This is a genomic window from Sphingomonas sp. RS6, assembly GCF_054489705.1.
Window position 1 is genome coordinate 78,166 of sequence record NZ_JBTMWM010000009.1, and the last position, 25,879, is coordinate 104,044.

Annotated in this window: 26 protein-coding genes; 15 read left to right on the plus strand and 11 right to left on the minus strand. The window is 68.7% G+C overall.

The window, feature by feature from the left end; translation table 11 throughout:
- Positions 1-12: 12 nt before the first annotated feature.
- The gene (locus tag ACX40Y_RS14960) at positions 13-750 is read left to right on the plus strand and encodes a GntR family transcriptional regulator (protein WP_459120435.1); all 738 of its coding nucleotides are present in this window, start codon (positions 13-15) and stop codon (positions 748-750) included.
- Between the two features lie 67 nt (positions 751-817).
- Positions 818-3,706, plus strand: coding sequence for a beta-galactosidase GalA (gene galA / locus ACX40Y_RS14965; RefSeq protein WP_459120368.1), 2,889 nt, complete (start codon positions 818-820; stop codon positions 3,704-3,706).
- Positions 3,707-4,086: 380 nt separating this feature from the next.
- Here galA and nagE read toward each other — a convergent pair whose 3' ends face one another.
- The 8 genes from nagE to ACX40Y_RS15005 all read right to left on the minus strand — a co-directional run bounded on the left by nagE (position 4,087) and on the right by ACX40Y_RS15005 (position 13,935).
- Complete coding sequence (gene nagE, locus ACX40Y_RS14970; protein WP_459120369.1) at positions 4,087-5,808, minus strand: N-acetylglucosamine-specific PTS transporter subunit IIBC; 1,722 nt, start codon at positions 5,806-5,808, stop codon at positions 4,087-4,089.
- Positions 5,805-8,300 carry a phosphoenolpyruvate--protein phosphotransferase gene (gene ptsP, locus ACX40Y_RS14975; RefSeq protein WP_459120436.1) on the minus strand — a complete coding sequence of 832 codons (2,496 nt, stop codon included), beginning with the start codon at positions 8,298-8,300 and terminating at the stop codon, positions 5,805-5,807. The genes nagE and ptsP overlap by 4 nt, the downstream gene beginning before the upstream one ends.
- Positions 8,301-8,369: 69 nt before the next feature.
- Entirely contained in the window at positions 8,370-9,503 is a 1,134-nt protein-coding gene (gene nagA / locus ACX40Y_RS14980) for an N-acetylglucosamine-6-phosphate deacetylase (RefSeq protein WP_459120370.1), read from the minus strand.
- The gene (locus ACX40Y_RS14985) at positions 9,500-10,549 is read right to left on the minus strand and encodes an SIS domain-containing protein (RefSeq protein WP_459120371.1); all 1,050 of its coding nucleotides are present in this window, start codon (positions 10,547-10,549) and stop codon (positions 9,500-9,502) included. The genes nagA and ACX40Y_RS14985 overlap by 4 nt, the downstream gene beginning before the upstream one ends.
- 61 nt (positions 10,550-10,610) lie before the next feature.
- Positions 10,611-11,351, minus strand: a complete 741-nt coding sequence (locus tag ACX40Y_RS14990; RefSeq protein ID WP_459120372.1) for a copper homeostasis protein CutC — start codon at positions 11,349-11,351, stop codon at positions 10,611-10,613.
- A gap of 67 nt (positions 11,352-11,418) precedes the next feature.
- A complete protein-coding gene (locus ACX40Y_RS14995; protein ID WP_459120373.1) occupies positions 11,419-12,333 on the minus strand; it encodes a hypothetical protein in 915 nt (304 codons plus the stop codon).
- Positions 12,276-12,623, minus strand: a complete 348-nt coding sequence (locus tag ACX40Y_RS15000) for an MmcQ/YjbR family DNA-binding protein (protein ID WP_459120374.1) — start codon at positions 12,621-12,623, stop codon at positions 12,276-12,278. Before ACX40Y_RS15000 ends, ACX40Y_RS14995 begins: the two co-directional genes overlap by 58 nt.
- A complete protein-coding gene (locus ACX40Y_RS15005; protein WP_459120375.1) occupies positions 12,616-13,935 on the minus strand; it encodes a replication-associated recombination protein A in 1,320 nt (439 codons plus the stop codon). Before ACX40Y_RS15005 ends, ACX40Y_RS15000 begins: the two co-directional genes overlap by 8 nt.
- Positions 13,936-14,071: 136 nt before the next feature.
- Between ACX40Y_RS15005 and ubiM the strand changes: the two genes are divergently transcribed.
- From ubiM to ACX40Y_RS15020, 3 genes are all read left to right on the plus strand, one after another.
- Positions 14,072-15,244: a 5-demethoxyubiquinol-8 5-hydroxylase UbiM gene (gene ubiM, locus ACX40Y_RS15010; protein ID WP_459120376.1), complete on the plus strand. Its 1,173-nt coding sequence runs from the start codon at positions 14,072-14,074 to the stop codon at positions 15,242-15,244.
- 217 nt (positions 15,245-15,461) lie between these two features.
- Positions 15,462-15,968 (plus strand): PadR family transcriptional regulator, encoded by a 507-nt coding sequence (locus ACX40Y_RS15015; RefSeq protein WP_459120377.1) that lies wholly within the window; start codon positions 15,462-15,464, stop codon positions 15,966-15,968.
- Between the two features lie 76 nt (positions 15,969-16,044).
- The gene (locus tag ACX40Y_RS15020) at positions 16,045-16,368 is read left to right on the plus strand and encodes a DUF2218 domain-containing protein (RefSeq protein WP_459120378.1); all 324 of its coding nucleotides are present in this window, start codon (positions 16,045-16,047) and stop codon (positions 16,366-16,368) included.
- Between the two features lie 28 nt (positions 16,369-16,396).
- Here ACX40Y_RS15020 and ACX40Y_RS15025 read toward each other — a convergent pair whose 3' ends face one another.
- Positions 16,397-17,551, minus strand: a complete 1,155-nt coding sequence (locus ACX40Y_RS15025) for a glycosyltransferase family 4 protein (protein WP_459120379.1) — start codon at positions 17,549-17,551, stop codon at positions 16,397-16,399.
- Between the two features lie 95 nt (positions 17,552-17,646).
- Here ACX40Y_RS15025 and ACX40Y_RS15030 point away from each other — a divergent pair, with 95 nt between their 5' ends.
- The 4 genes from ACX40Y_RS15030 to ACX40Y_RS15045 all read left to right on the plus strand — a co-directional run bounded on the left by ACX40Y_RS15030 (position 17,647) and on the right by ACX40Y_RS15045 (position 20,753).
- On the plus strand, positions 17,647-17,868 hold the full coding sequence (locus ACX40Y_RS15030) for a hypervirulence associated TUDOR domain-containing protein (protein WP_459120380.1): 222 nt from the start codon (positions 17,647-17,649) through the stop codon (positions 17,866-17,868).
- 50 nt (positions 17,869-17,918) lie between these two features.
- The gene (radA, locus tag ACX40Y_RS15035) at positions 17,919-19,289 is read left to right on the plus strand and encodes a DNA repair protein RadA (RefSeq protein ID WP_459120381.1); all 1,371 of its coding nucleotides are present in this window, start codon (positions 17,919-17,921) and stop codon (positions 19,287-19,289) included.
- Positions 19,290-19,563: 274 nt separating this feature from the next.
- Positions 19,564-20,136 carry a PEP-CTERM sorting domain-containing protein gene (locus tag ACX40Y_RS15040; protein ID WP_459120382.1) on the plus strand — a complete coding sequence of 191 codons (573 nt, stop codon included), beginning with the start codon at positions 19,564-19,566 and terminating at the stop codon, positions 20,134-20,136.
- Positions 20,133-20,753 carry a L,D-transpeptidase gene (locus ACX40Y_RS15045; RefSeq protein WP_459120383.1) on the plus strand — a complete coding sequence of 207 codons (621 nt, stop codon included), beginning with the start codon at positions 20,133-20,135 and terminating at the stop codon, positions 20,751-20,753. The genes ACX40Y_RS15040 and ACX40Y_RS15045 overlap by 4 nt, the downstream gene beginning before the upstream one ends.
- A 21-nt stretch (positions 20,754-20,774) precedes the next feature.
- Here the strand turns inward: ACX40Y_RS15045 and ACX40Y_RS15050 are convergent, their stop codons facing one another.
- Entirely contained in the window at positions 20,775-21,446 is a 672-nt protein-coding gene (locus ACX40Y_RS15050; RefSeq protein WP_459120384.1) for a CAP domain-containing protein, read from the minus strand.
- Between the two features lie 211 nt (positions 21,447-21,657).
- On the opposite strand from ACX40Y_RS15050, the gene ACX40Y_RS15055 reads away from it, so the two are divergent.
- The 6 genes from ACX40Y_RS15055 (at position 21,658) to ACX40Y_RS15080 (ending at position 25,730) form a co-directional block, all read left to right on the plus strand.
- A complete protein-coding gene (locus ACX40Y_RS15055) occupies positions 21,658-22,218 on the plus strand; it encodes a CvpA family protein (RefSeq protein ID WP_459120385.1) in 561 nt (186 codons plus the stop codon).
- Positions 22,219-22,294: 76 nt separating this feature from the next.
- Entirely contained in the window at positions 22,295-22,729 is a 435-nt protein-coding gene (locus ACX40Y_RS15060) for an iron-sulfur cluster assembly scaffold protein (RefSeq protein WP_459120386.1), read from the plus strand.
- Positions 22,729-24,507, plus strand: coding sequence for a cation:proton antiporter domain-containing protein (locus ACX40Y_RS15065; RefSeq protein WP_459120387.1), 1,779 nt, complete (start codon positions 22,729-22,731; stop codon positions 24,505-24,507). Before ACX40Y_RS15060 ends, ACX40Y_RS15065 begins: the two co-directional genes overlap by 1 nt.
- A gap of 16 nt (positions 24,508-24,523) precedes the next feature.
- Positions 24,524-24,865, plus strand: a complete 342-nt coding sequence (locus ACX40Y_RS15070; protein ID WP_459120388.1) for a DUF423 domain-containing protein — start codon at positions 24,524-24,526, stop codon at positions 24,863-24,865.
- The gene (locus tag ACX40Y_RS15075; RefSeq protein WP_459120389.1) at positions 24,862-25,221 is read left to right on the plus strand and encodes a hypothetical protein; all 360 of its coding nucleotides are present in this window, start codon (positions 24,862-24,864) and stop codon (positions 25,219-25,221) included. The genes ACX40Y_RS15070 and ACX40Y_RS15075 overlap by 4 nt, the downstream gene beginning before the upstream one ends.
- A gap of 11 nt (positions 25,222-25,232) precedes the next feature.
- Positions 25,233-25,730, plus strand: coding sequence for a YcxB family protein (locus tag ACX40Y_RS15080; RefSeq protein WP_459120390.1), 498 nt, complete (start codon positions 25,233-25,235; stop codon positions 25,728-25,730).
- 4 nt (positions 25,731-25,734) lie between these two features.
- On the opposite strand, the gene ACX40Y_RS15085 is transcribed toward ACX40Y_RS15080, so the two are convergent.
- On the minus strand, positions 25,735-25,878 hold the full coding sequence (locus ACX40Y_RS15085) for a DUF2256 domain-containing protein (protein WP_459120391.1): 144 nt from the start codon (positions 25,876-25,878) through the stop codon (positions 25,735-25,737).
- Between the last annotated feature and the right edge of the window lies 1 nt (position 25,879).

Below are 25,879 nucleotides of genomic sequence, written 5' to 3' on the forward strand. Positions count from 1 at the left end.
GGGGGAGGACTGATGACGTTTTCGGATCAGATAGGCCGGTTTCGCGACGGGAACCCGTCGCCGCTCTATCTGCAGCTTCAGCAGCTGATTCGCGATGCGATCAGCGGCAAGATTCTCAACCAGGGCGATGCCATCCCGCCCGAGCGCGATCTGGCGGTCGAATATGACGTGTCGCGCATCACGGTTCGCAAGGCGATCGGCGGGCTGGTGGAGGAAGGGCTGCTCACCCGGCGGCGCGGCGCCGGCACCTTCGTCGCCGAGCGTGTCGAGAAGAGCTTTTCCAAACTGTCGTCGTTCACCGAAGACATGGCGGCACGCGGCCGCACCGCAAGCAGCAGCTGGATTTCGCGCGCGCCGGGGCAGGTGACGCCCGAAGAGGCGATGGCGCTCGGCCTGTCGCCGGGGGCGCCGGTGATGCGCTTCTCGCGCATCCGCTTCGCCGACGAGGAGCCGATGGCGCTCGAATTCTCGACGATCGCCGGCTATTGCCTGCCCTCGGTCGATGCGGTGGGGGACTCGCTCTATGCCGCGCTCGAAGCGGCCGGCAACCGCCCGGTGCGGGCGTTGCAGCGGCTGCGCGCGGTGCCGTTCCTGGGCGAACATGCCAAGATGCTGGGCGTCAATCCGGGCCATGCCGGGCTGCTGATCGAACGCCGCGGCTTCCTGCGCGACGGGCGGGCGGCGGAGATCACCCGATCCTATTATCGCGGCGACGCCTATGACTTCGTCGCCGAGTTGAGCGACGTCTGACGCCGCATATCCCTGACACCCCAATATCCCGGCCGCGATATGGCCGACCGACTGTGGAGTACCCCTGATGGATCGTCGCCAGATGCTGCTCGGCAGCGCCGGATTGAGCGTGCTGGCCGGGATCGGCGTGCCGCCCGCCGCCTTCGCCCGGTCCGAGGATGTTGCGCCCGAGGGGTTGCCGATGCCGGCGCCGCGCCGTGCGCTGCTGCCGCGCCTGCCGGAAACCGATCCGTCGCGGATGCTGATCGAGCGGGGCTGGCGCTTTCACGAAGGCGATATCGCCCCGCCGCCGCTGACCACGCACGACGCGACCTATGGCAGCGTCAAGGCCGGCAACGCTCAGGGCGCGGCGGCGCGCGACTATGACGACAGCGACTGGCCGGAGGTGCGGCTGCCGCATGACTGGGCATCGTTCCAGCCGTTCGTCGAAACCGCCAACGTCTCGCAAGGCTATCGCCCGCGCGGGATCGGCTGGTACCGGCGCCGGCTGGTGCTCGACCCCGCCGATCGCGGCAAGACGATCGAATTGCATCTCGACGGCGTGGCGACCAACGCCACCGTCTGGGTGAACGGCAGCGTCGTCGCGCACAACTGGTCCGGCTATTCGAGCATCTATGTCGACATGACGCCGTTCGCGCGCTTCGGCGACGAGGACAATGTCATCGCGATCCGCGTCGATGCCGATGCCAAGGAAGGCTGGTGGTATGAAGGGGCGGGGCTGTATCGCCACGCCTGGCTGATCCGCCGCGCGCCGGTTTCGATCATTTCGGATGGCGTGCATTGCGATCCGCGCAAGACGGCGTCGGGATGGCAGGTGCCGGTAACGGTGACGCTGGGCAATATCGAGCGCGCGCCGGTGGACGTGACGGTGGAGGCCGAACTGCTCGATCCCGCCGGCAAGCGCGTCGCGATCGGCAGCGTCGCGGCAACCGCGCCGGTGCTGGACCATGCCGAGGCGTCGTTCGCCCTCGATGCCGGCACGCCGCAGCTCTGGTCGGTCGAGACGCCGACGCTCTACACTGTGCGGACGCGCGTGCTGCGTGACGGCGCGCCGGTCGACGAGCGGCGCACCGCCATCGGCTTCCGCACGATCCGCTTCGATGCCGATCAGGGGCTGTTCGTCAACGACAAGCACGTCAAGCTGAAGGGCGTGTGCATCCACCAGGACCATGCCGGGGTGGGCACCGCGATCCCCGATGCGCTGCTGCAATGGCGGCTCGAACGGCTGAAGGCGATGGGCTGCAACGCGATCCGCATGTCGCACAATGCGCCGACTGCCGAACTGCTCGACTGGTGCGACCGGATGGGCTTCCTCGTCATGGACGAGAACCGTCATTTCAACCCGGCGCCCGATTATCTGGCGCAGCTCGAATGGATGGTACGCCGCGACCGCAACCATCCCAGCATCATCCTGTGGTCCGTCTTCAACGAGGAGCCGATGCAGGGCACCGAGGCGGGCGTCGAGATGGTGCGGCGCATGGAAGCGGCGGTGCGGCGGCTCGACGACAGCCGGCCGGTGACGGCGGCGATGAACGGATCCTTCTACAATCCGGTCAACGTCTCGTCGGTCGTCGACGTGATGGGGTTCAATTACTATCAGGGCGAATATGACAAGTGGCACGCGCTGAACCCCGGCCGGCCGAGCACCAGTTCGGAGGATACCAGCGCGTTCGAGACGCGCGGCGCCTTTGCCAGCGATCCTGCAGCCCATGTCATCACCTCCTATGACGACGAGGCGGCGGCGTGGGGCAACACGCATCGCAAGGCGTGGCAACTGATCGCCGAGCGCCCCTTCCTGGCGGGCGGATTCGTGTGGACCGGCTTCGACTATCATGGCGAGCCGACGCCCTATGCCTGGCCGACCATCGCCAGCTTCTTTGGCATCATGGACCTGTGCGGCTTTCCCAAGACCGCGTTCGGCATCCACAGCGCCGCCTGGATCGACGATGCGCCCGTCGTTTGGCTGGCGCCGCACTGGACCTGGCCGGGCAGGGAAGGCGAGACGATCAAGATCTTCGTCGCCTCCAATGCCGAGAGCGTGACGCTGCTGCTCAACGGCAAGGTGGTGGGCGCGCAGACGGTCGACCGGCTCCAGGGCAATGAATGGCAGCTGCCCTATGCGCCGGGCCGGCTGGAGGCGCGGGCGATGCGCGGCGGCAAGGTCGTGGCGACGATGGTGCACGAGACGGCGGGCAAGCCGGTCGCGCTGCGGCTGACGCCTGCCCGCACGGCGATGGCGGGCGATGACGAGGATGTGCAGCCGATCACCATCGACGCGGTGGATGCCAAGGGGCGCCACGTGCCGACCGCCAATCTGATGACCCGGTTCACCGTGGACGGCGCCAGCATCATCGGCGTCGGCAATGGCGATCCGAACTGCCATGAGCCGGAAAAGGGCAACAGCCGTTCGCTGTTCAACGGACTGGCGCAGATCATCGTGCAGGCGGGCATCGGGCGCGGCCGGATCACGGTGCGCGCGACCGCCGACGGGCTGAAGCCGGCGACGCTGACGATCGACCGCGCCGACATCGCGCCGCGCCCCCAGGTGGCGGCGATCGCCGCGCCGATGCTGCTGGGCGACTGGCGGCGCTCCGAGCCGTTGGCGGCAAAGCCCGCGCCGGGGCTGGTGCCGGACAACAACAGTTGGGCGTTCCTGCGCAGCGCGACGCCGACGCCGGCCGAGCCACAGCCGGGCTGGCGCGTCTACAACAACCGCCTGACCCCCTGGAAGCGTATTGCCGCCGAGGGCGGGGTGCTGCGCTTTGCGAGCGTCGGCGGGCTGGCCGAACTGTGGGTGGACGGCAAGAAGCTGGCGGAAAAGGCGGATGCAGCGCCGGGGCCGCTGGAGGCCGCGTTCCCGGCAGGGACGGGCGAACGCACGGTGGAACTGATCGTCGAAGCGCCGGCCGGGCAGGCGAGCGGCTTGCTGGGGAAGGTTACGCTGGCGGCGCGGTGAGCGTGCTTCCCATCCTCTCGGTCAGGGCGAGGATGGGAAGGACGGAAAGTGGTGGTTAGCTGCCGGCCCGCGCTGGACCCAGCCGGCGCCTTAATCTGCCAGCCAGCAGTCCAAAGAGGAGCGCCACTGGGATCGCCAAGGCCCAATACAGCAACCTCGAAACGCCCCAGCCCACAGATAAATCTTTGACGATCAACAGCGAGATCGTCGTGACGGGAACGAGAACGGGGGGACTGAGTGCGAGATCGAGTGCGCGCATCCCAGGAGGATGTCATCGATCTTGATGATCCGCAACTCGGCCGTGATGGGCGGCTTCTGGGGTGCGAGCCGTCATTCGTTGGGCGGGGCTCCATCGGGTTGTGAAGCACGGCGATCGTGCCTCACCCCATCAGTTCGGCCAGCACGCCGTCATCGCCCAGAAGGTGCAGCACCGTTGCCGATGGCCGGGCGAGTCCGCGCAGGCCGAGGGCGAGGAGCGCGTCGCTGTCCACCTCGGCAGGCTCGCGCAGTTCCACGCGCAGGCGGTGATTATGGGCGCTGACCGCGACGACGTTGCGCGCGCCGCCCAGCGCGGCCAGCGCGGTCGGCTGGAGCGTCACCGGCAGGTCTGCCGCCGGTGCGGCCGTCGGGGCGGCAGCGGGGGCGGCGACGCCGCCGCGCGCGGTCGCGTCGCGGATTTCCACCGCCACCACATCGGCGACCGGACCGAGGACCACCTGCAGCGCGCGAGCGGACGGGCGGAGGATGCCATGGGCGCCGAGCGCCTTGAGCGCGGCGTCGTCGACCGCGCCCTGATCGGCGACGATCAGCCGGAGGCGGGTGGTGCAGGCGCCGACTTCGATCAGGTTGGCCGATCCGCCCAGCGCACGGGCAAAGGCCTCGCCACGGCTAGCGGGCGCAGTGCCGGCCGCCGCGTCCGCCACCACCGGCGCCTCGGCCTCGCGGCCGGGGGTCTTGAGGTCGAAGCGGCGGATCGCCCAGCTGAAGATGCCGTAATAGAGCGCGAAATAGACGAGGCCGACCGGGATCAACAGCAGCGGCTTGGTCGCCTTGCCGAAGTTCAGCACATAATCGAACAGGCCGGCGGAGAAGCCGAAGCCGAGCTTCACGCCCAGCGCATCCATCACCACCATCGCCACGCCGGTGAGTACCGCATGGACGGCGTAGAGCACGGGGGCGAGGAACATGAAGCTATATTCGATCGGCTCGGTCACGCCGGTCAGCAGCGAGGTGAGCGCGAGGCTGAACAGCAGGCCGCCCACCGCCTTGCGGCGTTCGGGCAGCGCGGCGCGGTACATGGCGAGGCAGGCGGCGGGCAGGCCGAACATCATGACGGGGAAGAAGCCGGCCATGAACGCGCCCGCGCTGGGGTCGCCGGCGAAGAAGCGGCGCAGATCGCCCGTCGCGCCGTGATAATCGCCTTGCACGAACCAGAAGACGTTGTTGAGGATGTGGTGGAGGCCGGTGACGAGCAGCAGCCGGTTGAGCACGCCGAACGCGAACAGGCCGAAGCCGCCGGCATCGGCGATGCCGTGGCTGAGCCCGTCGACGCCCGCGCTGATATGCGGGAAGCCGAGCCCGACGATGACGGCGATGACGAGACCGGCCAGCCCGCTGACGATCGGCACGAAGCGCCGGCCGCCGAAAAAGGCGAGATACGCGGGCAGCTTGATCGCCGAGAAGCGGTTGTAGAAGCCGCCGCCAATCAGGCCGGCGGCGATGCCGATCGGCACGTCGAGCCGTGCGACCGCCTTTGCCTTCCATGCCGCCACCGCCAGCGCCGCCGTGTCTGGCGCGAGCCCGGCACCGATATCGCCGGGGACGGCGAGCAGGGTCTTGCCCGCCTCGGTGGAGACGAGGAAGCAGACGATGCCGGCCAGCGCAGCGGCGCCATTGCCGTCCTTGGCATAGCCGGTCGCGACGCCGATCGCGAACAGAAGGCCGAGATGCGCGAACAGCGCGTCGCCCGCGGCGCTGACGAACGCGATGTCGAGCAGATCGGGCTGGCCGAGCCGCAGCAACAGGCCCGCTACCGGCAGCACCGCGATCGGCAGCATCAGCGCGCGGCCGAGCGGCTGGAGCAGTTCGAGAATGGACTTCATGCGGCGAACTCCCGGGCGAGACGGCGGACATCGTCGGCGGTGGCACAGGCCAAAGCGGCGGCGGCATGGGCGCGGGCGCGCGCCAGCGTCAGCGTCGATACCAGCGCCTTGATTTCCGGAACGAGCGCAATCGTCGCAGATAATTCGGTGACGCCGAGCCCGATCAGGATCGGCACGGCGAGCGGATCGGAGGCGAGGCCGCCGCAGACGCCGGTCCAGCGGCCCTTCGACGACGCGCCCTGGCACGTCTGCGCGATCAGCCGCAGCACCGCCGGGTGCAGCCCATCGATCCCGCCGGCGACGGCCGGATTGCCGCGATCCATCGCCAGCGCATATTGGGTGAGGTCGTTGGTCCCGACCGAAACGAAATCGACCTCGCTGGCGAGCAGATCGGCGGTCATCGCCGCCGCGGGCGTTTCCACCATGATGCCAAGCTCGACCGGCGCATCGATGCCCATCTCCGCCTTCAGCCGATCGAGCACCGCGCGCACCGCGCGTACTTCGTTGAGGCTGGCGACCATCGGCAGCATGATCCGCGCCTGGCCGATCGGCCGGACGCCGAGGATCGCGCGTAGCTGATCCTCGAGGATCTGGGGATGGGCGAGCCCGACGCGGATGCCGCGCAGGCCCAGCGCCGGATTTTCCTCCGCCGCGATCGGCAGATAGGGCGCGGGCTTGTCGCCGCCGATGTCGAGCAGGCGGATGATCAGCGGGCGGCCATCGAGCGCGTCGGCGATCGACTGATAATCGGCGGTCTGTTCGGCGACACTGGGCGGCGTCTCGCGTTCGAGGAACAGGAATTCGGTGCGCAGCAGGCCGCTGCCCTCCGCGCCATTGGCGCGGGCGCGTTCGGCATCGGCGCGCGAGCCGAGGTTGGCGAACACCTCGATCCGGGTGCCGTCGGCCATGTGACAGGGCGCGCTCGCCGCCGCGAGGGCAGCGGCGAGCGCGGTGGCGCGGGCTTCGACGCGGGTTCTGGCTTCGGCCAGCAGCGCCGCCTTTGGCGCGACCCGAAGGGTGCCCGCGCCGGTGTCCAGTATCAGTGTCTCGCCATCGGCGACGCTGCGCAGCGCCGGCCCGATTGCGACCAGCGCCGGGATGCCGAGGCTCGCCGCGAGGATCGCGACGTGCGAGGTGGGGCCGCCGCGCGCGGTGCAGATGCCGCGAACATTGGCGGGGTCTAGCGCGGCAACCTGCGACGGCAGCAGATCGTCCGCCAGCAGGATCGTCTCGGGCGGCAGCGCCGGCGCGGTATCGGCAACGCCCTCGATCGCGGCAATCACGCGGCGCTCGAGGTCGACCATGTCGTCGGCGCGTTCGGCGAGGTGCGCGTCGCCCGAGGCGCGCAGTAGATCCGCCTGCGGGCGAATGGCGTCACGCCATGCCTGGCTTGCGCTGACACCGCGCTCGATCGCGCGGCTTGCGGCGGCGTGGAGTTCGGGATCGCCGAGCATCGCGCGGTGGGCGGCGAGGATCGAGGCGAGCGGGCCGCTGGCATGCGCGCAATCGGCGTCGATCGCACGTGCCACCGCCGCGATACCGTCGTCGAGACGGGTGCGCTCGACATCGGCGCCGCTGCCGGCCGGATCGAAGTCGATTTCGGCGAGGCGGAAGAAGCGGGCGATGCCCACCGCGATGCCTGGTGCCGCGGCGACACCGGGCAGCACGCCCGGTTCGGCGGGGCTGGCGGCAGCGGCCGGCATGGGCGGCGGCGTAGGAGCAGGCGCCGGGTGGTCGGTCTTTTCGCCCATGCCGCCTTCGATCATCGCGGCCAGCGCATCGACGGCGGCGGCGGCATCGGCGCCCTGTGCCTCGATCCGCACGCTGTCGCCGTGGCGGATGCCGAGCGTCATCACCGCCACGGGACTTGCCAGATCGGCGCTGCGGCCCTGCTTGGCGATGGTGACGCGCGCCGAATGCGCCGAGGCTGCCTCGCGCAGTCGGGCGGCGGGGCGGGCATGGATGCCGTGCGCCAGCGGGACGACCACGTCGCGCGCGGCGGTTTCGCCGCCGGCGGCGGTTTCGCCCGCCTGCGCCGTGCCGGCCGAGCGGATCGTGAAGATCGCGTCGCCGGGCGCAACCGTGCCGGCGGGGCGCACATCCTTGAGCGTGAAGGCGTCGCCCGCGATCATCAGCACCGGCGTCGCGACCGAGGGCGCGCCGCACACCACGGCATCGAGATCGAAGCGGATCAGCACGTCGCCCCGGCGCACGCGCGTGCCCACCGTGACGGCAGGCGTAAAGCCGCGACCGGCGAGGCCGACCGTGTCGATGCCGATATGCATCAGGATTTCCAGCCCGTCGGCGATGCGCAGCGTGATCGCATGGCCGCTGGGTTGCAGCACCGACACCTCGCCGTCGCACGGCGCGTAGAGGCAGCCCTCGGTGGGATCGATCGCGACGCCGTCACCCAGCATCCGCTGCGCGAACACCGGATCGGGCACGTCGCTGAGCGGCATCAGCCAGCCGGCGAGCGGCGCGGCGATGACGATCGTGGCCCCGGCAGTGGCGTCGTTCGTGAAGGGCGGCGCGGTCGTGCTCAGGGTCGGTCTCCGTTCGGATCAGGGAAATCGGGTGGCGCCGATCCAGCAGGCAGCGGGCTGGAGGTCGGACGTCAGTTGCACCCAGTCGGCGCGCATGCCGGGGGCCAGCGTGCCGCGCTCATGCGCCAGGCCGAGGAAGGTAGCCGGGCTGGCGGCCGCCATCGTCGCCGCATCGACGTGCGAGGCGCCGACGCGCGTCACCATGTTGCGGAACGCCGCCGCCATGTCGAGCGCCGAACCGGCGAGCGTGCCGTCCTCACCCAGGCAGCGGCCGTCGCGGACCAGGATGCGCTGGCCGTGCAGATCGAATTCGCTGACGTCGGCGCCGACGCAGGGCATTGCATCGGTGACGAGCATGAAGCGGTCGTGCGGACGCGCCTGGAGCGCGATGCGCAGCACCGCGTCATGGACGTGATAACCGTCGGGAATCAGTCCGCAATAGACCGACTGGTTCTCGAGCGAGGCGCCGACGACGCCGGGCGCGCGGTGGAGCAGCGGCGACATCGCGTTGAACAAATGCGTCACGCCGGTCATGCCCGCCGCGAAGGCGGCGGCGGCGGTGTCGTAATCGGCATCGCTATGGCCGATGCTGAGGATCACGCCCGCGTCATGCAGCCGGCGGATGTCGTCGAGCGACACCATTTCGGGCGCCAGCGTCAGCAGCACCTTGCCCCGGCGCGGGCGGGTGAGCAGCGCGATCATCGCTTCGTCCAGCCCGCGGAACTTGGCGGGATCGTGGATGCCCTTGCGCGATACGTTGAGGATCGGCCCCTCGATATGCGCGCCCAGACAGCCGGGCACGCCGGCCTCGATCGCGGCATCGGCAGCGTCGAGCGCGCGCGCGATCACTTCCGGCACGTCGCTGATCAGCGTCGGCAGGAAACCGGTGGTGCCGAACCGGGCATGCGCCGCGCCGATCGCGGCGATCCCGTCGACGGTGGTGGCGTCGTTGAACAGCACGCCGCCGCCGCCATTGACCTGAACGTCGATGAAGCCGGGCACCAGCCAGCCGCCGCCCAGATCGATCGTCTCGTCGCCCTGGCCATCGGCGGCGATGGCGGCGATGCGATCATGGTCGATGCGGATCGTCGCCGATGGCAGCACCCCGGCGGCGGTGACGACATGGCCGTTGACGAAGCGAAAGGCGGTCATCGCGTTTCGGTCACCTTGCGGAGATACAGCGGCCGATCGGGGTCGTTGCCGCGCGCCAGCGATAGCGCGTTGACCATCGGATAGAAGCTCTGCACCATCAGGATCGGCTCGATCACCGGATGCGCGGCGATCACGCCGAGCGGCGATTCCGCGCCCGCCGCCGCATCGGCGAGGCAGACGCGGGCGCCGCGCGCGGCGAATTCGGCCGCCGCCTCGCGAACGCTGTCCCCGGCGGTGTCGGACGTCGCGAAGGCGAGCAGCGGAAAGCCTTCGCCGACGATCGCCATCGGGCCGTGACGGACTTCGGCGGCGCTGAACGCTTCGGCGTGCAGGCCGCAGGTTTCCTTGAACTTCAGCGCCGCTTCCTGCGCGACGGCGAAGCTGTAGCCCCGGCCGATCACGAACAGGTTGGCGGCCTCACGCAGCGTGTCGACCGCCGCCGACCAGTCGAACTCGCGCGCCTGTTCCAGCTGATCGGGCAGCGCTGTCAGCGCGTCGCCAAGCGCTGCGTCCTGCACCCATTCGGCGACGAGCGCGGCCAGCCCTGCGAGCGCGGTGATATAGGATTTGGTGGCGGCGACCGAGCGTTCCGGGCCGGCCTTCAGCCCGATGCACGTGTCCGCCATCGCGGCGAGCGGCGACTCTTCGTCATTGACGAAGGCGACGATGCGGGCGCCGGCCTCCTGATAGGCCTTGACGGTCGCCAACAGATCGGGGCTGCGGCCGCTCTGCGAGATGGCGATGCACAGCGCAGCCGTTTCCGCCACCGGCGCGGCGAACACCGACGCGACCGAGGGCGCGGCCGATGCCACCGGCAGGCCGACCAGCGTTTCGATCAGATATTTGCCGAAGGTGGCGGCATGATCGGAGGAACCGCGGGCACAGGTGACGACGAGCGCCGGCGGGGTCTCGCGCAACTCGCGGGCCAGCGCAGCGATTGCGGCGCCGTTCTCGTCGAGCAGGCGGCGAACCGCTTCGCCCGCTTCCGCCGCCTCGCGCGCCATCAAGGTGGCGCCGTCGGCCGGCTTTTCCGTTTCCGCGATCATATCCCCCAATGGCCTCCGCTGGCATGTAATGACCCAGCGATAAGTTACATATTGGTATTGTTCAAGCGCTAGCTTGTCCATCGAGCAAATTGCGCAGCGCCTGCACCTTCGCAGCGTCGGTCGCCAGGCGCGGGCCGCTTTGGAATCCGAAGGCGATCTCGCGGGCGTCGGCGGTACCCACGGGGCTGCGGCACGAGGCATGGACCTCGCGCACGCCGGTCGCCAGAATCGCGGGCAGGGTGCCGGCGTCGACGCCGCTGCCGGCAAGGATGACGATGCGGTCGCCGGCGGCCGCGACCAGCCGGGCGAGCATGTCGCACCCGTCGATCGCGCGCGGGGTGGCACCTGACGTGAGGATACGATTGAAGCCCAGCGCGATTGCCTCGTCGAGCGCGGCGAGCGGATCGGGGCAGAGATCGAAGGCGCGATGAAGCGTCACTGAAAGCCGGGGATCGGCTGCACGGGCGACTTCAATCCACTCGGCGAGCAGTGCGGTCTCCAGCCGGTGATCGGGCCGGCTGGCGCCGATCACCACGCCGGCAAGGCCCGCCTCGGCCGCGGCGCGAATGTCGGCGGCGACCAGCGCGGATTCGGCGGCGCTATATGTGAAATTGCCGTCTCGCGGGCGGGCGAGGAGGTGGACCGGGATCGGCGCCGCCGCCGCTTCGGCGATCAGCGAGGCGGGCGGCGTGAGCCCGCCAACCGCGAGCGCGGCGCAAAGCTCGATCCGGTCGGCGCCGCCGGCCACCGCTGCGGCGATCCCGCCGACATCCTCGACACAGACTTCGAGCAGGCGGCGCATCGTCGTTTCGATCCCTTTCGGTGCAGGTTCTAGAAAAGTCTTACTTTGCGCCGGCTGTGGTTTGCAATCACCGAACGCCGAAGGTCCAGCCCTCGGTGCGGGCAAGCGCCGGGGTCAACGCGCTCGGCGCCCAGAGCGCGTCATCGGTCGCTGCGACGCGCAGCCAGGCCGCGCTGAGGATCGCGTCGGTGGCGTGATCGTCGGCGCGCGGCAGCGGTCCATGCGGCGCCGATCCGAACACGGCGAGCAGGCTGTCGAGCGTTGCCGCGTCGCGAATCTTCGACACGCCCTTGCGCATTCCCGCGAGCCGCGCGGCGAGCGCGGTGTAGATTTCCACCAGCACCGGGCCATCGGCGGGAACCGGATCGAACGGCCAGATCGGCACGGCACCGCGCAGCCGGTGGAGCACCCGCATGCCCGTCAGGCTCGATTTGCCGACCTGGCTCGCACCAACCAGGTTAAAACAGCTATAGGGGGAGAGCGCCATTGCTTCCTGCCCGACCTCGCACAATCGGAAGCGGCCGCGTCCGCCCGGGAACAGATCGCCGCAATCGCCCATCTGGCGGAAATGGCGCCGCGCCTGTTCATGCTGGACGAAGCTGGTGGCGGCGAGATGGGGATCGGCCTCGCACAGCCGGTCGACCAGCGCCCACAGCGCCGGGCCATCGCCCGGGCTTTCCGCCCAGCCGGGGAAATAGGCGCCATGATCGACAAAGGGAAAGGCGGGCGAGAGGTCGAGCCCGATCAGCGCGCGCGTGTTCGTCCGCGCCAGTTCACCGAGGAAGTCGAGGATGTCGGCGCGCGACCAGGGCCGGTCGATCAGCGCGGGTGGGGCATCGCCGAGGCGCGCATGGGCGACGGCGAGCCCCTTCGGCCGCGCCACCGCCTGGCCGGACCAGTCGATCGCGATGAAATCGGTGAAGCTCAGGGCCGCTCGTCCATGCCGGCCGCGATCCGCTGGGCCTTTTTCGCGCGGTCCCACCAGGCCCGCTGGATATAGAGTTCGATGCGCTCGCGCGAGGGCGTGCCATAGCGGACGAGCAGCATCGGATAATTGGCGTAGTGATCGGTCTGCCAGAACGTCTCGGGATCGGTTTCAAGCAACAGCGGCTTCTCTTCCATCGCCACCATCAGCCCGAAGCTGCCCGGCTTTTTGGCGTATGACATGAGGCCCTTGCCATTGATCTTCGGGCACGGCGTGCCCCACCAGGGCGCCATCACGACGTCGGGCAGGGTGAGGGCATAGGCGCAGGCATCGTCCCAGTCATCCATCGCGTCGCTGCTCCCGCATCGCCGCCCACCAGGCGAGCCGTTCGGACACGCGCTTTTCATGCCCGCGATCGGTGGGGGTGTAGAAGGTCTGCGGCTCCATCTCCGCCGGCCAGTAATTGTCGCCGGAAAAACCGCCCTCGGCATCATGGTCGTAGGTATAGCCCTTGCCATAGCCGACCTGCTTCATCAGCTTGGTCGGCGCGTTGAGGATGTTCTGCGGCGGCATCAGCGAGCCGGTTTCCTTCGCCACCTTCCACGCCGCCTTCTGCGCCTTGTAGGCGGCGTTCGATTTGGGTGCTGTCGCCAGGTAGAGACATGCCTGGACGATCGCCAGTTCACCCTCGGGTGACCCGAGGAAATCATAGGTGTCCTTGGCGGCGATGCACTGCACCAGCGCATTGGGATCGGCCATCCCGATATCCTCCACCGCCATGCGGACGAGGCGGCGGAGCAGGTACAGCGGCTCCTCGCCGGCGGTGAGCATCCGCGCGAGATAATAGAGTGCCGCCTGCGGATCGGAGCCGCGCACCGATTTATGCAGCGCTGAGATCAGGTTGTAATGCCCCTCGCGGTCCTTGTCGTACACCGCGACGCGGCGCTGGAGGAAGGCGGAGAGTCCGGCGGGGTCGAGCGGCGCCTCGAACTGCACCGAGAACAGCGTCTCGGCCTGGTTAAGCAGGAAGCGGCCGTCGCCGTCCGCGCTTGCCACCAGCGCGTCGCGCGCCTCGGGTGTAAGGGGCAGGGGGCGCTCCTCCAGCGCCTCGGCGCGATCGAGCAGCTGGCTGAGCGCCGCATGATCGAGGCGGTGCAGGATCAGCACCTGGGCGCGGCTGAGCAGCGCGGCGTTGAGCTCGAAGGACGGGTTTTCGGTGGTGGCGCCGACCAGCGTGACCGTTCCGTCCTCGACGTAGGGCAAGAAGCCGTCCTGCTGGGCGCGGTTGAAGCGGTGGATCTCGTCCACGAACAACAGGGTGCGCTTGCCGATCCGGGCATGGTCGCGCGCCTCGGCGAACACTTTCTTGAGGTCCGCGACGCCAGAGAACACCGCCGAGATCGCAATGAAGCGCAAGCCCACCGCATCGGCGAGCAGCCGCGACATGGTGGTCTTGCCGGTGCCCGGCGGCCCCCAGAAGATGATCGAGCTGAGCTTGCCCGCCGCCACCATCCGCCCGATCGCGCCGGCCGGGCCGGTCAGATGCTCCTGACCCACCACCTCGTCCAGCCGCTGCGGGCGCAGGCGATCGGCGAGCGGACCGCCATCGGCTTTGTGCGGGGTGGCGGGGCTTTCTTGCGTGGCGAACAGGTCTGGCATCGGCGCGAAGATAGGCGCGGCAGCGGCGATTTGCATCCCGCCGCTTGATCGCGCGCAAGGCGCGGGGGGGATGCGCGCGCGCAAGCCTCGCTGGTCCCGCGACGGCCGGGGCGACCAGCGCTTGAGGAGGATCGGCATGGACTGCGACGTGGTCATCGTTGGGGGCGGCCCAGCAGGTCTGGCCTTTGCTCGGTCGCTCGACGATCTGGGGCTCGATATTGTGCTGGTCGAGCGTGCGCCGCAGGCCGCACTGGCGACACCGCGTTTCGACGGGCGCGAAATCGCGCTGACGCATGGATCGAAGCGCATCCTCGAACAACTCGGCGCGTGGCGGCGCATTCCGGCAGACGCGGTGGCGCCGATGCACGCCGCGCGCGTGCTGAACGGCGATTCGCCCTTTGCGCTGACCTTCGATGCGGAGGGCGGGGTGGCCGATCAACTCGGCTTCCTCGTGCCCAATCACCATATTCGCGCCGCGCTCTACCAGGCGGCGGCGGGGCAGGCGGGGCTGCGCATCGTGACCGGGGCGGAGGTGGTGCATGCCCGTTCGGGCGCCGCCGGCCCACGCGCCGAAATCCTGCTCTCCTCGGGCGAGGTCGTGCGCTGCAAGCTGCTGGTGGTGGCGGATTCGCGGCTTTCGGGCACGCGCCGGGCGCTGGGAATCGGTGCCGACATCAATCCGCTCGGTCGATCGATGCTCGTCGTCCGCGTGAACCATGATCAGCCGCACGGGCGCACCGCGCTCGAATGGTTCGATCATCACCAGACGCTGGCGCTGCTGCCGCTGAACGGCAACCAGGCGGGGGCGGTGCTGACATTACCCGAAGCGGCCGCCCGGCGCGTGGCGGCGCTCGACGATGCAACACTGGGCCAGGATCTGACGGCGCGGTTCCGCGCGCGGCTGGGCACGATGACGGTGGCGAGCGATCGCCAGCTCTATCCGCTCGTCACCACCTGGGCACATCAATTCGTCACCGGGCGCGCGGCGCTGATCGGCGATGCGGCGGTGGGCATGCATCCGGTGACGGCGCATGGCTTCAATCTCGGCCTCAGCGGCCAGGCGCTGCTCGCGGCCGAGGTGCGCGAGGCGGTGCGGCGCGGGCTCGATCCGGGGACGCCGGCCGCACTGCGCCGGTTCGAGGCGAGCCACCGGGCCGATTGCCGGCCGCTTTATACCGGCACCAACCTGCTGGTCCGCCTGTTCACCGACGAGCGGCTGTCGGCGCGGGCGATGCGGCATGCGGTGCTGCGGCTCGGCGCCGGGCTGCCGTTCGTGCGGCCGGCGGTGCGGGCGATGCTCACCCACTGAGCGTCGCCGGGGGACGACCCTTCGGTCCCGCACTCAAAAAATGCGGGAAGCCACTTGCGCAATCTCTTTCAAGATATATCTTGAGCGCATCGAGACTCAGACGAAAGAGATTTTTATGTTTTCGCAACAAGGACGGTCTGGCCGCGGGCCAGGCCATCGCGGCTTTGGCGGGCGTGGATTTGGCCCCCGCGGCCGCGAATTTGCCGCCGGTTTCGGCATGATGTTCGGCATGGCGCCGGAGCGGGGCGGCGGCGGTGGTCGCGGCCGGCGGATGTTCGGCGGTGACGAACTGCGGCTGATCCTGCTCAAGCTGATCGAGGAAGCGCCGCGCCACGGCTATGACCTGATCCGCGAGATCGAGGCGCGCTCCAGCGGCGCCTATGCCCCCAGCCCGGGCGTGGTCTATCCCACGCTCACCTTGCTCGACGAGATGGAACTGATCGGCGAGCGCAAGAGCGAGGGCGCCAAGAAGCAGTTCGAGATCACCGAAGGCGGTCGTGCGCATCTGGCCGAACATGCCGGCGAGGTGGCGGCGCTGTTCGAACGGCTGGCCGCGCTGGGCGAGCGCCATTCGCGGACCAGCGGCGGCCCGGTGCGCCGCGCGATGCACAATCTGAAGACGGTGCTTATGGCGACGGCGATGGACGAGGACACCGACGCCGAGCGGCTGCACAACATTGCGGAGATCCTCGACGAGGCTGCCCGCAAGATCGAGCGGCTGTGACGCGACCATGCCGCGCATCGAGATGTTACGGCGACGGCTGGGCCTGCTCCCGGCTGCGCCAAAGGAGAATGAGACCATGACGATCCCGACCTATTCCGCACAGGCGTTGGTGCCCACCGAGCATGCCAGTCGCTATCTCCAGCAGCTCTGCAAGCATTGGCAGCACAATCTGCAGGTCGAATTCACGCCCGAAAACGGCACGGTGATCTTTCCCAAGGACGCGCGGGGCAGCGCATTCCCGGGCGACGCGGTGGTCACGTTCAACGCGGTCGAAACCGGGCTCGACGTGCGGATCGATGCGTCCGCGCCCGAGCAGCTCGAAGGGCTGAAGGGCGCGGTGGCCCGCCATCTCGACCGCTTCGCCTTCCGCGAGCGCGAGCTTCAATACGACTGGCGCTGATGCCGGCGCGGCCGGCCCTGGCGCTTCGTCAGCGGCCGGCGCGTGCGACCAGTGCGTCGAGATAGGTGTCGAGCACGGCGCGGTTCACATCGTCCCAGACATAGGCCCGCGCCATCGCGTGGCCCGCCCGTCCGGCGGCGGCGGCGCGGGCCGGATCGCGCACCAGCTCGGCAATCGCATCGGCATAGGCATCGACGTCGCGCGGCGGCACCAGGAAGCCGTTGACGCCGTCTTCGATCAGGTCGATCGCGCCGGTCGCGCGCGCGGCGACGACGGGCACGCCGCACGCCATCGCCTCCGACGTGACGTTGCCGAACGTCTCGGTCACCGAAGGGTTGAACAGCACATCGAGCGACGCGACCGCGCGGGCGAGATCGTCGCCGCGCTGGAATCCGGTGAACACCGCGCCGGGCACGCGATCGGCAAACCAGCTGCGCGCCGGGCCTTCGCCGATCACCATCACGCGGTGCGGCACGCCGCGCGCGGTGAGCGCGCCGCAGACCTCCGAAAACACGTCGAGTCCCTTTTCGAGCACCAGCCGCCCGAGAAAGCCGACCACGAATTCATGGTCGCCGATGCCAAGCGCGCGCCGCCATGTCAGGTCGCGCCGCTGCGGATTGAACCGCGCATGGTCGACCCCGCGCGACCAGATCCCGATCGGCGTTGCGACCCCCCAGCCGCGAATCAGCTCGGCGGTCGAGCGGCCGGGCGTCACCACCCGGTCGACGCGGTTGTAGAAGCGGGTGAGCAGCCGGATGATCAGCGGCTCGACAAAGCCGAGATGATAATAGGCCGGATAGGTCTCGAAGCGGGTGTGCAGCGACGCCACCGTCGCGATCTCACGCTTGCGTGCCCAGCTCACCGCGCGGTGGCAAAGCATTTCGGGTGCCGAGACATGGACGATATTGGGCGCGAACGCCGCCAGATCCTCGCGAATGGCGCGCGGCAGGCCGGTCGCGAACTTGTATTCGGCGCGGCCACCCGGCACCGGCCATGCCGGCACGCTCACCAGATCGCCGGTGGGCGGAAAGGCGGGCGTGTCGGTGGTCGGCGAGTAAATCCGCACGGTAACGCCCTGCGCCAGCAAATAGCCGACCAGCTTGTTCAGCGCCTGGTTCGCACCATCACGCACATAATTATAATTGCCGCTGAAAAGCGCGACACGAAGATCGGTGGGTTGCATTTGCGATCGGCGCATAGTCGTCGCTTGCAAACGCGGCAAGCGGACGGAATGTCCCATCGGTGGAACGCCGGTGGCTCCGCCGGGTTTTCCAGCGCATGAGCAAGCATTTCGGCAAGGGCGCGGCCGTGCGCTGGAACTGGGGCAGCGGCACCGCGGATGGCAAGGTGAGCGAACGGTTCGACCGTCGCGTCCAGCGCACGATCAAGGGCCAACGCATCGTCCGCAACGGCAGCAAGAACAACCCCGCCTATCTGATCGAACAGGCCGATGGCGATCGCGTGCTGAAACTCGGCTCCGAACTCGAAGGCGAGGGCTGAGCCCGCAAAATCCGTTCCCTTTTCGTTTCCATCGCGCTACATCCGCGGGCATGGCGAAACTTCAGAAACGCTATGTCTGTCAGGCCTGCGGCTCGGCCACGTCGAAATGGGCGGGGCAATGCGGCGATTGCGGCGAATGGAACACGCTGGTCGAGGAGGCCGGCGCGGCTGTCACGCCGTTCCACGCCAAGCATAACCTGCAATCGGGCGGCCGCGCGATCCAGCTTTCCGGGCTCAACACCGATGTCGCGCTGCCCGAACGCATGGCCAGCGGCATTGCCGAACTCGACCGTGCGCTGGGCGGCGGTTTCGTCGAGGGGTCGGCGACGCTGATTGGCGGCGATCCCGGCATCGGCAAGTCCACCCTGCTGCTCCAGGCGGCGGCGAAGATCGCGGCCAAGGGTCTCGCCGTCGCCTATGTCTCGGGCGAGGAGGCCGCCGATCAGGTGCGGCTGCGCGCCCGCCGGCTCGGGCTAGGGCAGGCGCCGGTGCAGCTTGCCGCCGCCACCTCGGTCCGCGACATCCTCACCACGCTCGGCGGTGCGGCGCCGCCCGACCTGCTCATTATCGATTCGATCCAGACGATGCACTCGGACCTGATCGAGGGTGCCCCCGGCACCGTCAGCCAAGTGCGGGCCAGCGCGCAGGAACTGATCCGCTTCGCCAAGGAACGCGGCACCGCGCTGGTGATGGTGGGCCACGTGACGAAGGACGGTTCGATCGCCGGGCCGCGCGTGCTCGAACACATGGTCGATACCGTTCTGGCGTTCGAAGGCGAGCGCAGCCATCTCTATCGCATCCTGCGTGCGGTGAAGAACCGCTTCGGCGGCACCGACGAGATCGGCGTGTTCTCGATGGAGACCGAGGGGCTGGCAGAGGTCGGCAATCCATCCTCGCTGTTCCTCACCCAGCGCGACGAAAGCGTCACCGGCACGGTGGTGTTCCCGGCGCTGGAGGGCACGCGCCCGGTGCTGGTCGAGGTGCAGGCGCTCACCGTCCGCCTCGCCTCGGGCGCCACCCCGCGCCGGGCGGTGGTCGGCTGGGATTCGGCGCGGCTGTCGATGGTGCTCGCGGTGCTGGAGGCGCGGTGTGGGCTCAGCTTCTCGGCGTGCGAAGTCTATCTCAACATCGCCGGTGGCTACCGGGTGCAGGATCCCGCGGCCGACCTGGCGGTGGCGGCGGCGCTGATCTCGGCGTTGTCGGAGCGGCCGGTGCCCGCCGATGCGGTGGCGTTCGGCGAAATTGCCCTGTCGGGCGAGGTTCGTCCGGTCGCGCATGCGGCGCTGCGGATGCGCGAAGCGGCCAAGCTCGGCTTCAGCCGCGCGTTGACGCCGGCGACTCAGGGGGGCGAGCCGGGCGCGCTTTCGATTTCCGCATTCAAGAATCTCGGCGGTTTTGCCGAGCATCTGCTGGGCCGTTAACCTCGTTACAAGCTCGCTGTGCTTATCGCTTCGCCAGTTTTAGCTAATATGTTTCGTAAGAAGATGGTAAAGACCGAGGTGGGACAGGCAATTTGCTTGCGTTTTGGTGCAGGTGAAATTACCACCGGCACAGTTGAACGAATTGTATGAAAAGCAGTTAGTTAACCTGTGAGGTTAACAACACTTCATGCGATTGTCAGCGTCGAGATTGAACATGGGGCGAGAGATGGCGGGCGAAGCGACAGATTCCGGGCGACGGGCGCGATATCGGCGGGTGGCCGTGCGCGCCGGCGGCATTGCGGCGATCGCTTCGCTGATGCTCACCACCTCGGCGGGAATCGCCGTGGCGCCGGTTGCAGCTGCGTTCGACGCGTTGGCAATGCTGAGCGCGCGTTCGCCGGGCGTACGCGAGGTGGGCGCGGTCAACACCAAGCTGGCGCGCGGCAAGATGCCGCTGGTGCTGGCCGGCGAGCCGCCGGTGATGGCGCCGCCGGTCGATTCCGAGTTTGCGCCGATTCCGGCGGCAGCGGCGCTTCCTGCCGATAACCCGCTGACCGAAGTCGCGGGCGGCAATCCGATCGGTGGCACCGACAGTTTCACGACCAGCGACAGCTTCACGCCGATCGGCGGCGGTTTTGGCGGTGGCGGGCCCGGCGGTCCGGTTGGCATCGTGCCGGGCGGCGGCGGTGGCGGCGGTGGTGGCGGCGTTCCGACGCCGACCCCGACGCCCACCACGCCGGTTTCGCCGGTGCCCGAACCGGGCATCTGGGCGATGATGATCGCGGCGCTGTTCGTGCTCGGTGGCCTCGCCCGCCGTCAGTCGCGGAGCGAAACGGCCGTCGGATGAGTGCGGCCCGACCCGCGGGCATGTGGATCGCCGCTGCCGCCGTGCTGGTGGGCAGCGTAGCGATCCCGCTGTCGATCAGCCTCCGGGCGAAGTCCGATCCCGCACCGGCGGTGATCGTCCAGCCGAAGCCGCCGGCCGCGCGCATAACCTTTCCGGTTCATCAGCTGCCCCGGCTTGCGCTGCCGGACGGCTCGACTCGGGCGGTGAAGAGCCTGCTGAACGTTCCCGACAAGATGCGCTACGGCGACTTTGTGTGGAACGAGAACGGCGTCGGCAAGGGTGTGGTGTGGATCCGCGTGGACCTCACCCGACAGCTGCTCTCGGTATTCCGCGATGGACAGGAAATCGGCACCAGCGTGATCCTCTATGGCGCCGATGGACTCGAGACACCGGTCGGCGATTTCCCGATCAAGTGGATGCGCGAGAAACATCGTTCGCGCACCTATGACGCGCCGATGCCTTATACGCTGCGCCTGACCGACGATGGCGTGGCGATCCACGGCAGCAACGTGCGCGAGGGCGCGGCGACGCATGGCTGTGTCGGCGTGCCGCTGGAATTTGCCCGGCATCTGTTCGCGGTGGCGGCGCCGGGCGATCTGGTGACGATCGTCCGCTGAGCGGCGCAGTCCCGCCGGGGATCAGTTCGACGCCAGCATCGTCAGGCGATTGTTGGACGCATAGATCGACATGCCGTCATGCGTGCGCGCGACGTCGATCACGCACATATGGCCATAGCGCCGATGCTCGCCGCAGCCGACGCCGGCATAGCGCAGCTCCGGCTCGAAGATCAGCCGGCGATGGCCGCGATCGATCACGCCGTCATCGACGATGAGCTGGCGGACCACCGCGTCGGCATCGGCATAGCCATAGGAAATGTCTTCCCCCACCAGATCGCCGCCGCCTAGCTTGCGGACGCGTTCGCCGGGCGAGGTGCCGTCGGGGCCGACATGACCGTGCTCGCCAAGCGGCCCCTGCATCGCGACATGATGCCGCGCGGCCAGCGCGAGCAGCGAGGCGCGGTTGAGCGGCGGTAGGGCGGGCTGCTGTTCGAGGAACGCGATCGCCTCGTCGACGGCGGCGACGCCCTCCTGCGTCAGCAGTCCCTTGGCGCGATCGGGCAGGAACACGGCATTGCCGAGGAAATGGCGGCGGTAGTCGCGAAGCTGTTCGGCATAGGCCGCCGGATCCTGCCGGACGGCGTTGATCCGTGCCAGCACATCGTCTTCCAGCGCAGGCGCTTCGTTCGCCGCGATCAACAGCGGCGCGGCGGCGGCCAGTGCAGCGAACCCGAGGCGGCGAAGACGAACCACGCTCCACTCCAATCACCACGGCCGAAACTGGCCGTTGTCGGAGATGATTTTGCCGGTGCGAACTTGAGATATGCCGAAGGAGCAAGGTTAATCGACGTGGTTTTCAGCCGGTTAACGCGGTGCGCCGCCTGTGGCCGGCCGCCCCGATGCGATTTGGCGGGTTTCGCGCCGCCGCCGCGGTGCTAAGGAGCGGCGGCGTGGGGAGGATCAGGTGACCGGGCTCGATATCATTGTTCTGATCGTGATCGGCGGGGCGGCCGTGCTGGGATTCCTGCGCGGGTTCACCACCGAGGTGCTGGCTTTTCTCGCTTGGATCCTGGTCGTCGTCGCCGTGAAGTTCTTCCACGCGGGGCTGACCGCGCTGCTTGCCGGCGTGATCGGCACGGCAGGCGGGGCGGCGGTGCTCGCCTTCGCGCTGCTCGCGGGTACCAGCTATTTCGGAGGGCGACTGATCGCGAATTCGCTGGGCGCGCAGATGCGCAACTCGATGCTCGGCCCGATCGATCGCGCGCTGGGCGTCGGCTTCGGCGTGCTCAAGGGGCTGATCCTGGTCAGCATGGCATTTCTGGTGCTGGTGCTCGTGCTCGATACCGTTGGCGGTGGGCGGCGGAACCGGCCGGAATGGATCACCGCATCGGTCACCTATCCGCTGCTCGACACCACCAGCGCGGCGCTTGCGGATTTCGTCGACCGGCGCCGCAACGGCGAGCCGGTGTTCGGCGGCGCGCCGGCCGATCGCGACGGCAGCGCGCGTGCGCGTCGGCGCGACTGAGCAGCACCGCGCGCGCGGCGGAGGCTGCGCCGATTTGCCCCTCGTAACCGGGACGCGGCTGCCCTAGATCGGGGGCATGAATGCGCCCCTCTACAATCTCGAAATCCTGCGGCTGGCCGCGTCGATTCCGCATCATCAGCGGCTGGCGGCGCCGGGCGGCTCCTCCGAGCGCCGGTCGCCGGTGTGCGGCAGCCGTGTCACCGTCGACATCGACGTCGACGATGCCGGGCGGGTGTCGGCGGTTGGCATGCTGGTCCGCGCCTGTGCGCTGGGCCAGGCATCGGCGGCGCTGATGGGCGAGGCGGTGATCGGCCGGACGGCCGGCGAAATCGCCGAGGCGCGCGACGCGCTGACCGCCTGGCTCGCCGGCGAACGGGATGCGCCGCCCGACTGGCCGGGGCTCGAACTGTTCGGTCCGGCGCTGCCCCATCGCGGGCGGCACGCTTCGATCCGCCTGGCCTTCGAGGCCGCGGCGGATGCCGCCGTGCAGGCCGCCGAGGCGCGCGTCTGATGGGGCACGAGGGGGGCGGATCGCTGCTCGCCGATGCGGTGCCGCTGCTCGGCTTCGCGTTGTTCTTCGTGCTGCTGTTCCGCCGGCTGGGGCTGGGTGCGACGCTCGGCTTTCTGGTCGCGGGCGCGCTGGTCGGGCCGCATGTGCTCGGGCTGGTCGGCGATGCCGAAGGCAAGATGGGGATCGCCGAACTCGGCATCGCGCTGCTGCTGTTCCTCGTCGGCCTCGAACTCAGCCCGTCCCGGCTGTGGCGGATGCGGCGCGACATTTTCGGGCTCGGCACGTTGCAGGTCGCGCTGTGCGGCCTGGCGATCGCCGCCATCATCTGGATCATCACCGGATCGACGCTCGCCGCCGCGCTGGCGCTGGGCCTGCCGATGGGGCTTTCGTCGACCGCACAGGTGCTGCCGCTGCTCCAGTCGGCGGGGCGCCTGCGCACCCCGTTCGGCGAGCGGGCCTTTGCGATCCTGTTGTTCCAGGATCTGTCGATCGTCCCGCTGATCACGATCGTCGCTGCCCTGTCGCGCAACCCCGCCGATCAGGCCGGGCCGCCGGGATGGCTGCTCGGCGTCTATACGGTGGCGGCGATCGTCGGGCTGGTGCTGGCAGGCCGCTTCCTGCTCCAGCCGCTGTTCCGGCTGATCGGCAATCTCGACGAGCGAGAGATGTTCGTCTTTGCCGGCCTGTTCGCGGTGATCGCCAGCGCGGCGGTGATGGAGGCGCTGGGCCTCTCGGCCGCGCTGGGTGCGTTCATCGCCGGCGTGATGCTCGCCGATTCGCCCTATCGCCACGAACTGGAGGCCGATGTCGAACCGTTCCGCGCGATCCTGCTCGGTCTGTTCTTCCTCGCGGTGGGCATGACGCTCGATCTCAACGCGATCGCCGATCGCCCGCTGTTCGTCGCCGGCATGGCGCTGGCGCTGATCGCGACCAAGGCGGTGCTGATCATGGGCCTGGCGCTGCTGTTCGGCATGAACATTCGCGCGGCCTTCGCGCTGGGCCTGCTGCTCAGCCAGGGCGGCGAATTCGGCTTCGTGCTGTTCGCCCAGGCCCAGAATGCGCTGCTGATCGAGCCGGAGGCGGCGAGCGTGTTCAGCGCGATCGTCACCGTATCGATGGCGACCACGCCGTTCCTAATGATGGCGACACGGCCCTTGCGCGTGGAAAAGCCGAAGGATGGCGGGCATCTCGACGAGCCTCGGGCGGAAGGCGCCAACGCGGTGGTGGTCGGCTATGGCCGCTTCGGCCAGACGGTGGCGCAGATGCTGATCGGCCAGGACATTCCGGTGACGATCATCGACCGCGATGTCGAGATGATCGAGACGGCCGGGACCTTCGGCATGAAGGTCTATTATGGCGACGGCACGCGCATCGACCTGTTGCGACAAGCGGGCGCGGCGGAGGCCGAGCTGATCCTGTTCTGCCAGGATGGCGATGCGATGGATACCGCCGCGGTGGAGGGGGTCCACGCCGCTTTTCCCAAGGCAAGCATCTTCGTGCGTGCCTATGACCGGCGCAGCGTGATGAAGCTGAAGGGCGCGCCGGTGGCCGGCGTGGTCCGCGAGGTGATCGAAAGCGCGGTGGTGATGGCGCGGCGGGCGATGCAGAATGTCGGTGTCGACGGGGCGGAAATCGACAAGACCGAGGCCGAATATCGCCGCCGCGATTCCGAACGGCTGAAGCGGCAGAAGGAAACCGGCGACCTCTATGCCGGGCGCGACGACATGTTCAGCCAGGCCGCGGCTGCCGCCGCGCGTGAAGCGGATGCCGGTAATTGAGAAAGGGATCGGGGCGATGAATCTGCTGGCGATACTGGCGGCGCTGTGCGGCGCGATGGCAGTGGCGGCGGGCGCGTTCGGGGCGCACGGCGCGCAGGGACAGGCGGTGGAATGGCTGAAGACCGGCGGCCATTACCAGCTGGTCCATGCGGTGGCGGCGCTGGTCGCGATCCAGATGGGTGCGCGCGGGCCGGCCTGGCTGTTCGTTGTCGGCGGCTTCGTGTTCGCGGCAACGCTCTACCTGATGGCGCTGGGTCTGCCGCGTTGGCTGGGCGCGGTGACGCCGATCGGCGGCGCGGCGATGATCGCGGGCTGGCTGTGGCTGGCCTGGGTGGTGGCGTCCAGGGCCGCGCGATGACCGGCGGGCCCAGCGACTGGAACGCGGAACAGGTCCGCCTCTGGCTCGATCGCCGGATCAAGGCTGCGCGCGCGGATCAGGACGTCGCCGACCGCTATGGCCGCGACCGCGAGGACGAGTATGACAAGGCGGCGGCCGAGGAATGGGTCTGCGCGCAGTTCCGACAGAGCGAGGCGGTGGAAGATCAGGCTCGGTTCGACGCGGCGCTGAAAGCGCTGCTCGCGAAGGATGATTTCTACCGCGCCGGGGTTCGCAGCGAGCAGCGCTTCGAGCGCGAGGTGAAGGCGTATCTGCGCAAGCTGATGAAGATGACGAAGACGAACACTGGGTTCGGAAAGACGCTGCGGTACCAGTGAGGCAGAACAACGTGCAGACCGTAATCTTCAAACCGACGCTGGAAGACGTGCTCGCAGCAACTCGATTGAACTATCGGTCGAATTTACGCTCGCAGCGTGTGGTGCTCGCCTATATCGTGCCAACCCTCATTCTTGCTGCGGCTGGCTGGTTCCTGGCAAGCCCGTGGAGTCTCGGCCCGGCGCCGATTGTCGCGACGCTGGCAGCCGGGTACTGGCTCCTCGTCTTCACGGGAATCCTGGGCGTTAGCTATCTGCGTCTGCCGAAGATCGTGCGCCGGACCTTTGCGCAACAGCGGTCCTTGCACGATCCGATCACGATCGCGTGGTCAGAGCATGCAATCGCATTCACCTCTGAGCGAGGTTCTACGAATCTTGCTTGGGAAGATTATGTGAACATCGTGAAAGGCAAGGATTCGATCGTCCTGCGTCAGACGGAGCTGCTGTTCAACTTCGTGCCGACGCGATTGCTGACGCCCGAGCAGATCGAGGCCTTCCCGGAAAAGCGGTGATCGCCTACCGCCCCGACCGCCGGCAGCGGTCGGAGCAATAGACGACATTTTCCCAGTCGCGTTCCCATTTCTTGCGCCAGGCGAAGGGGCGCTGGCAGACCGGGCAGGTCTTGGTCGGCAGGTCGCGCTTGGCCACCCCGCGCGGCATC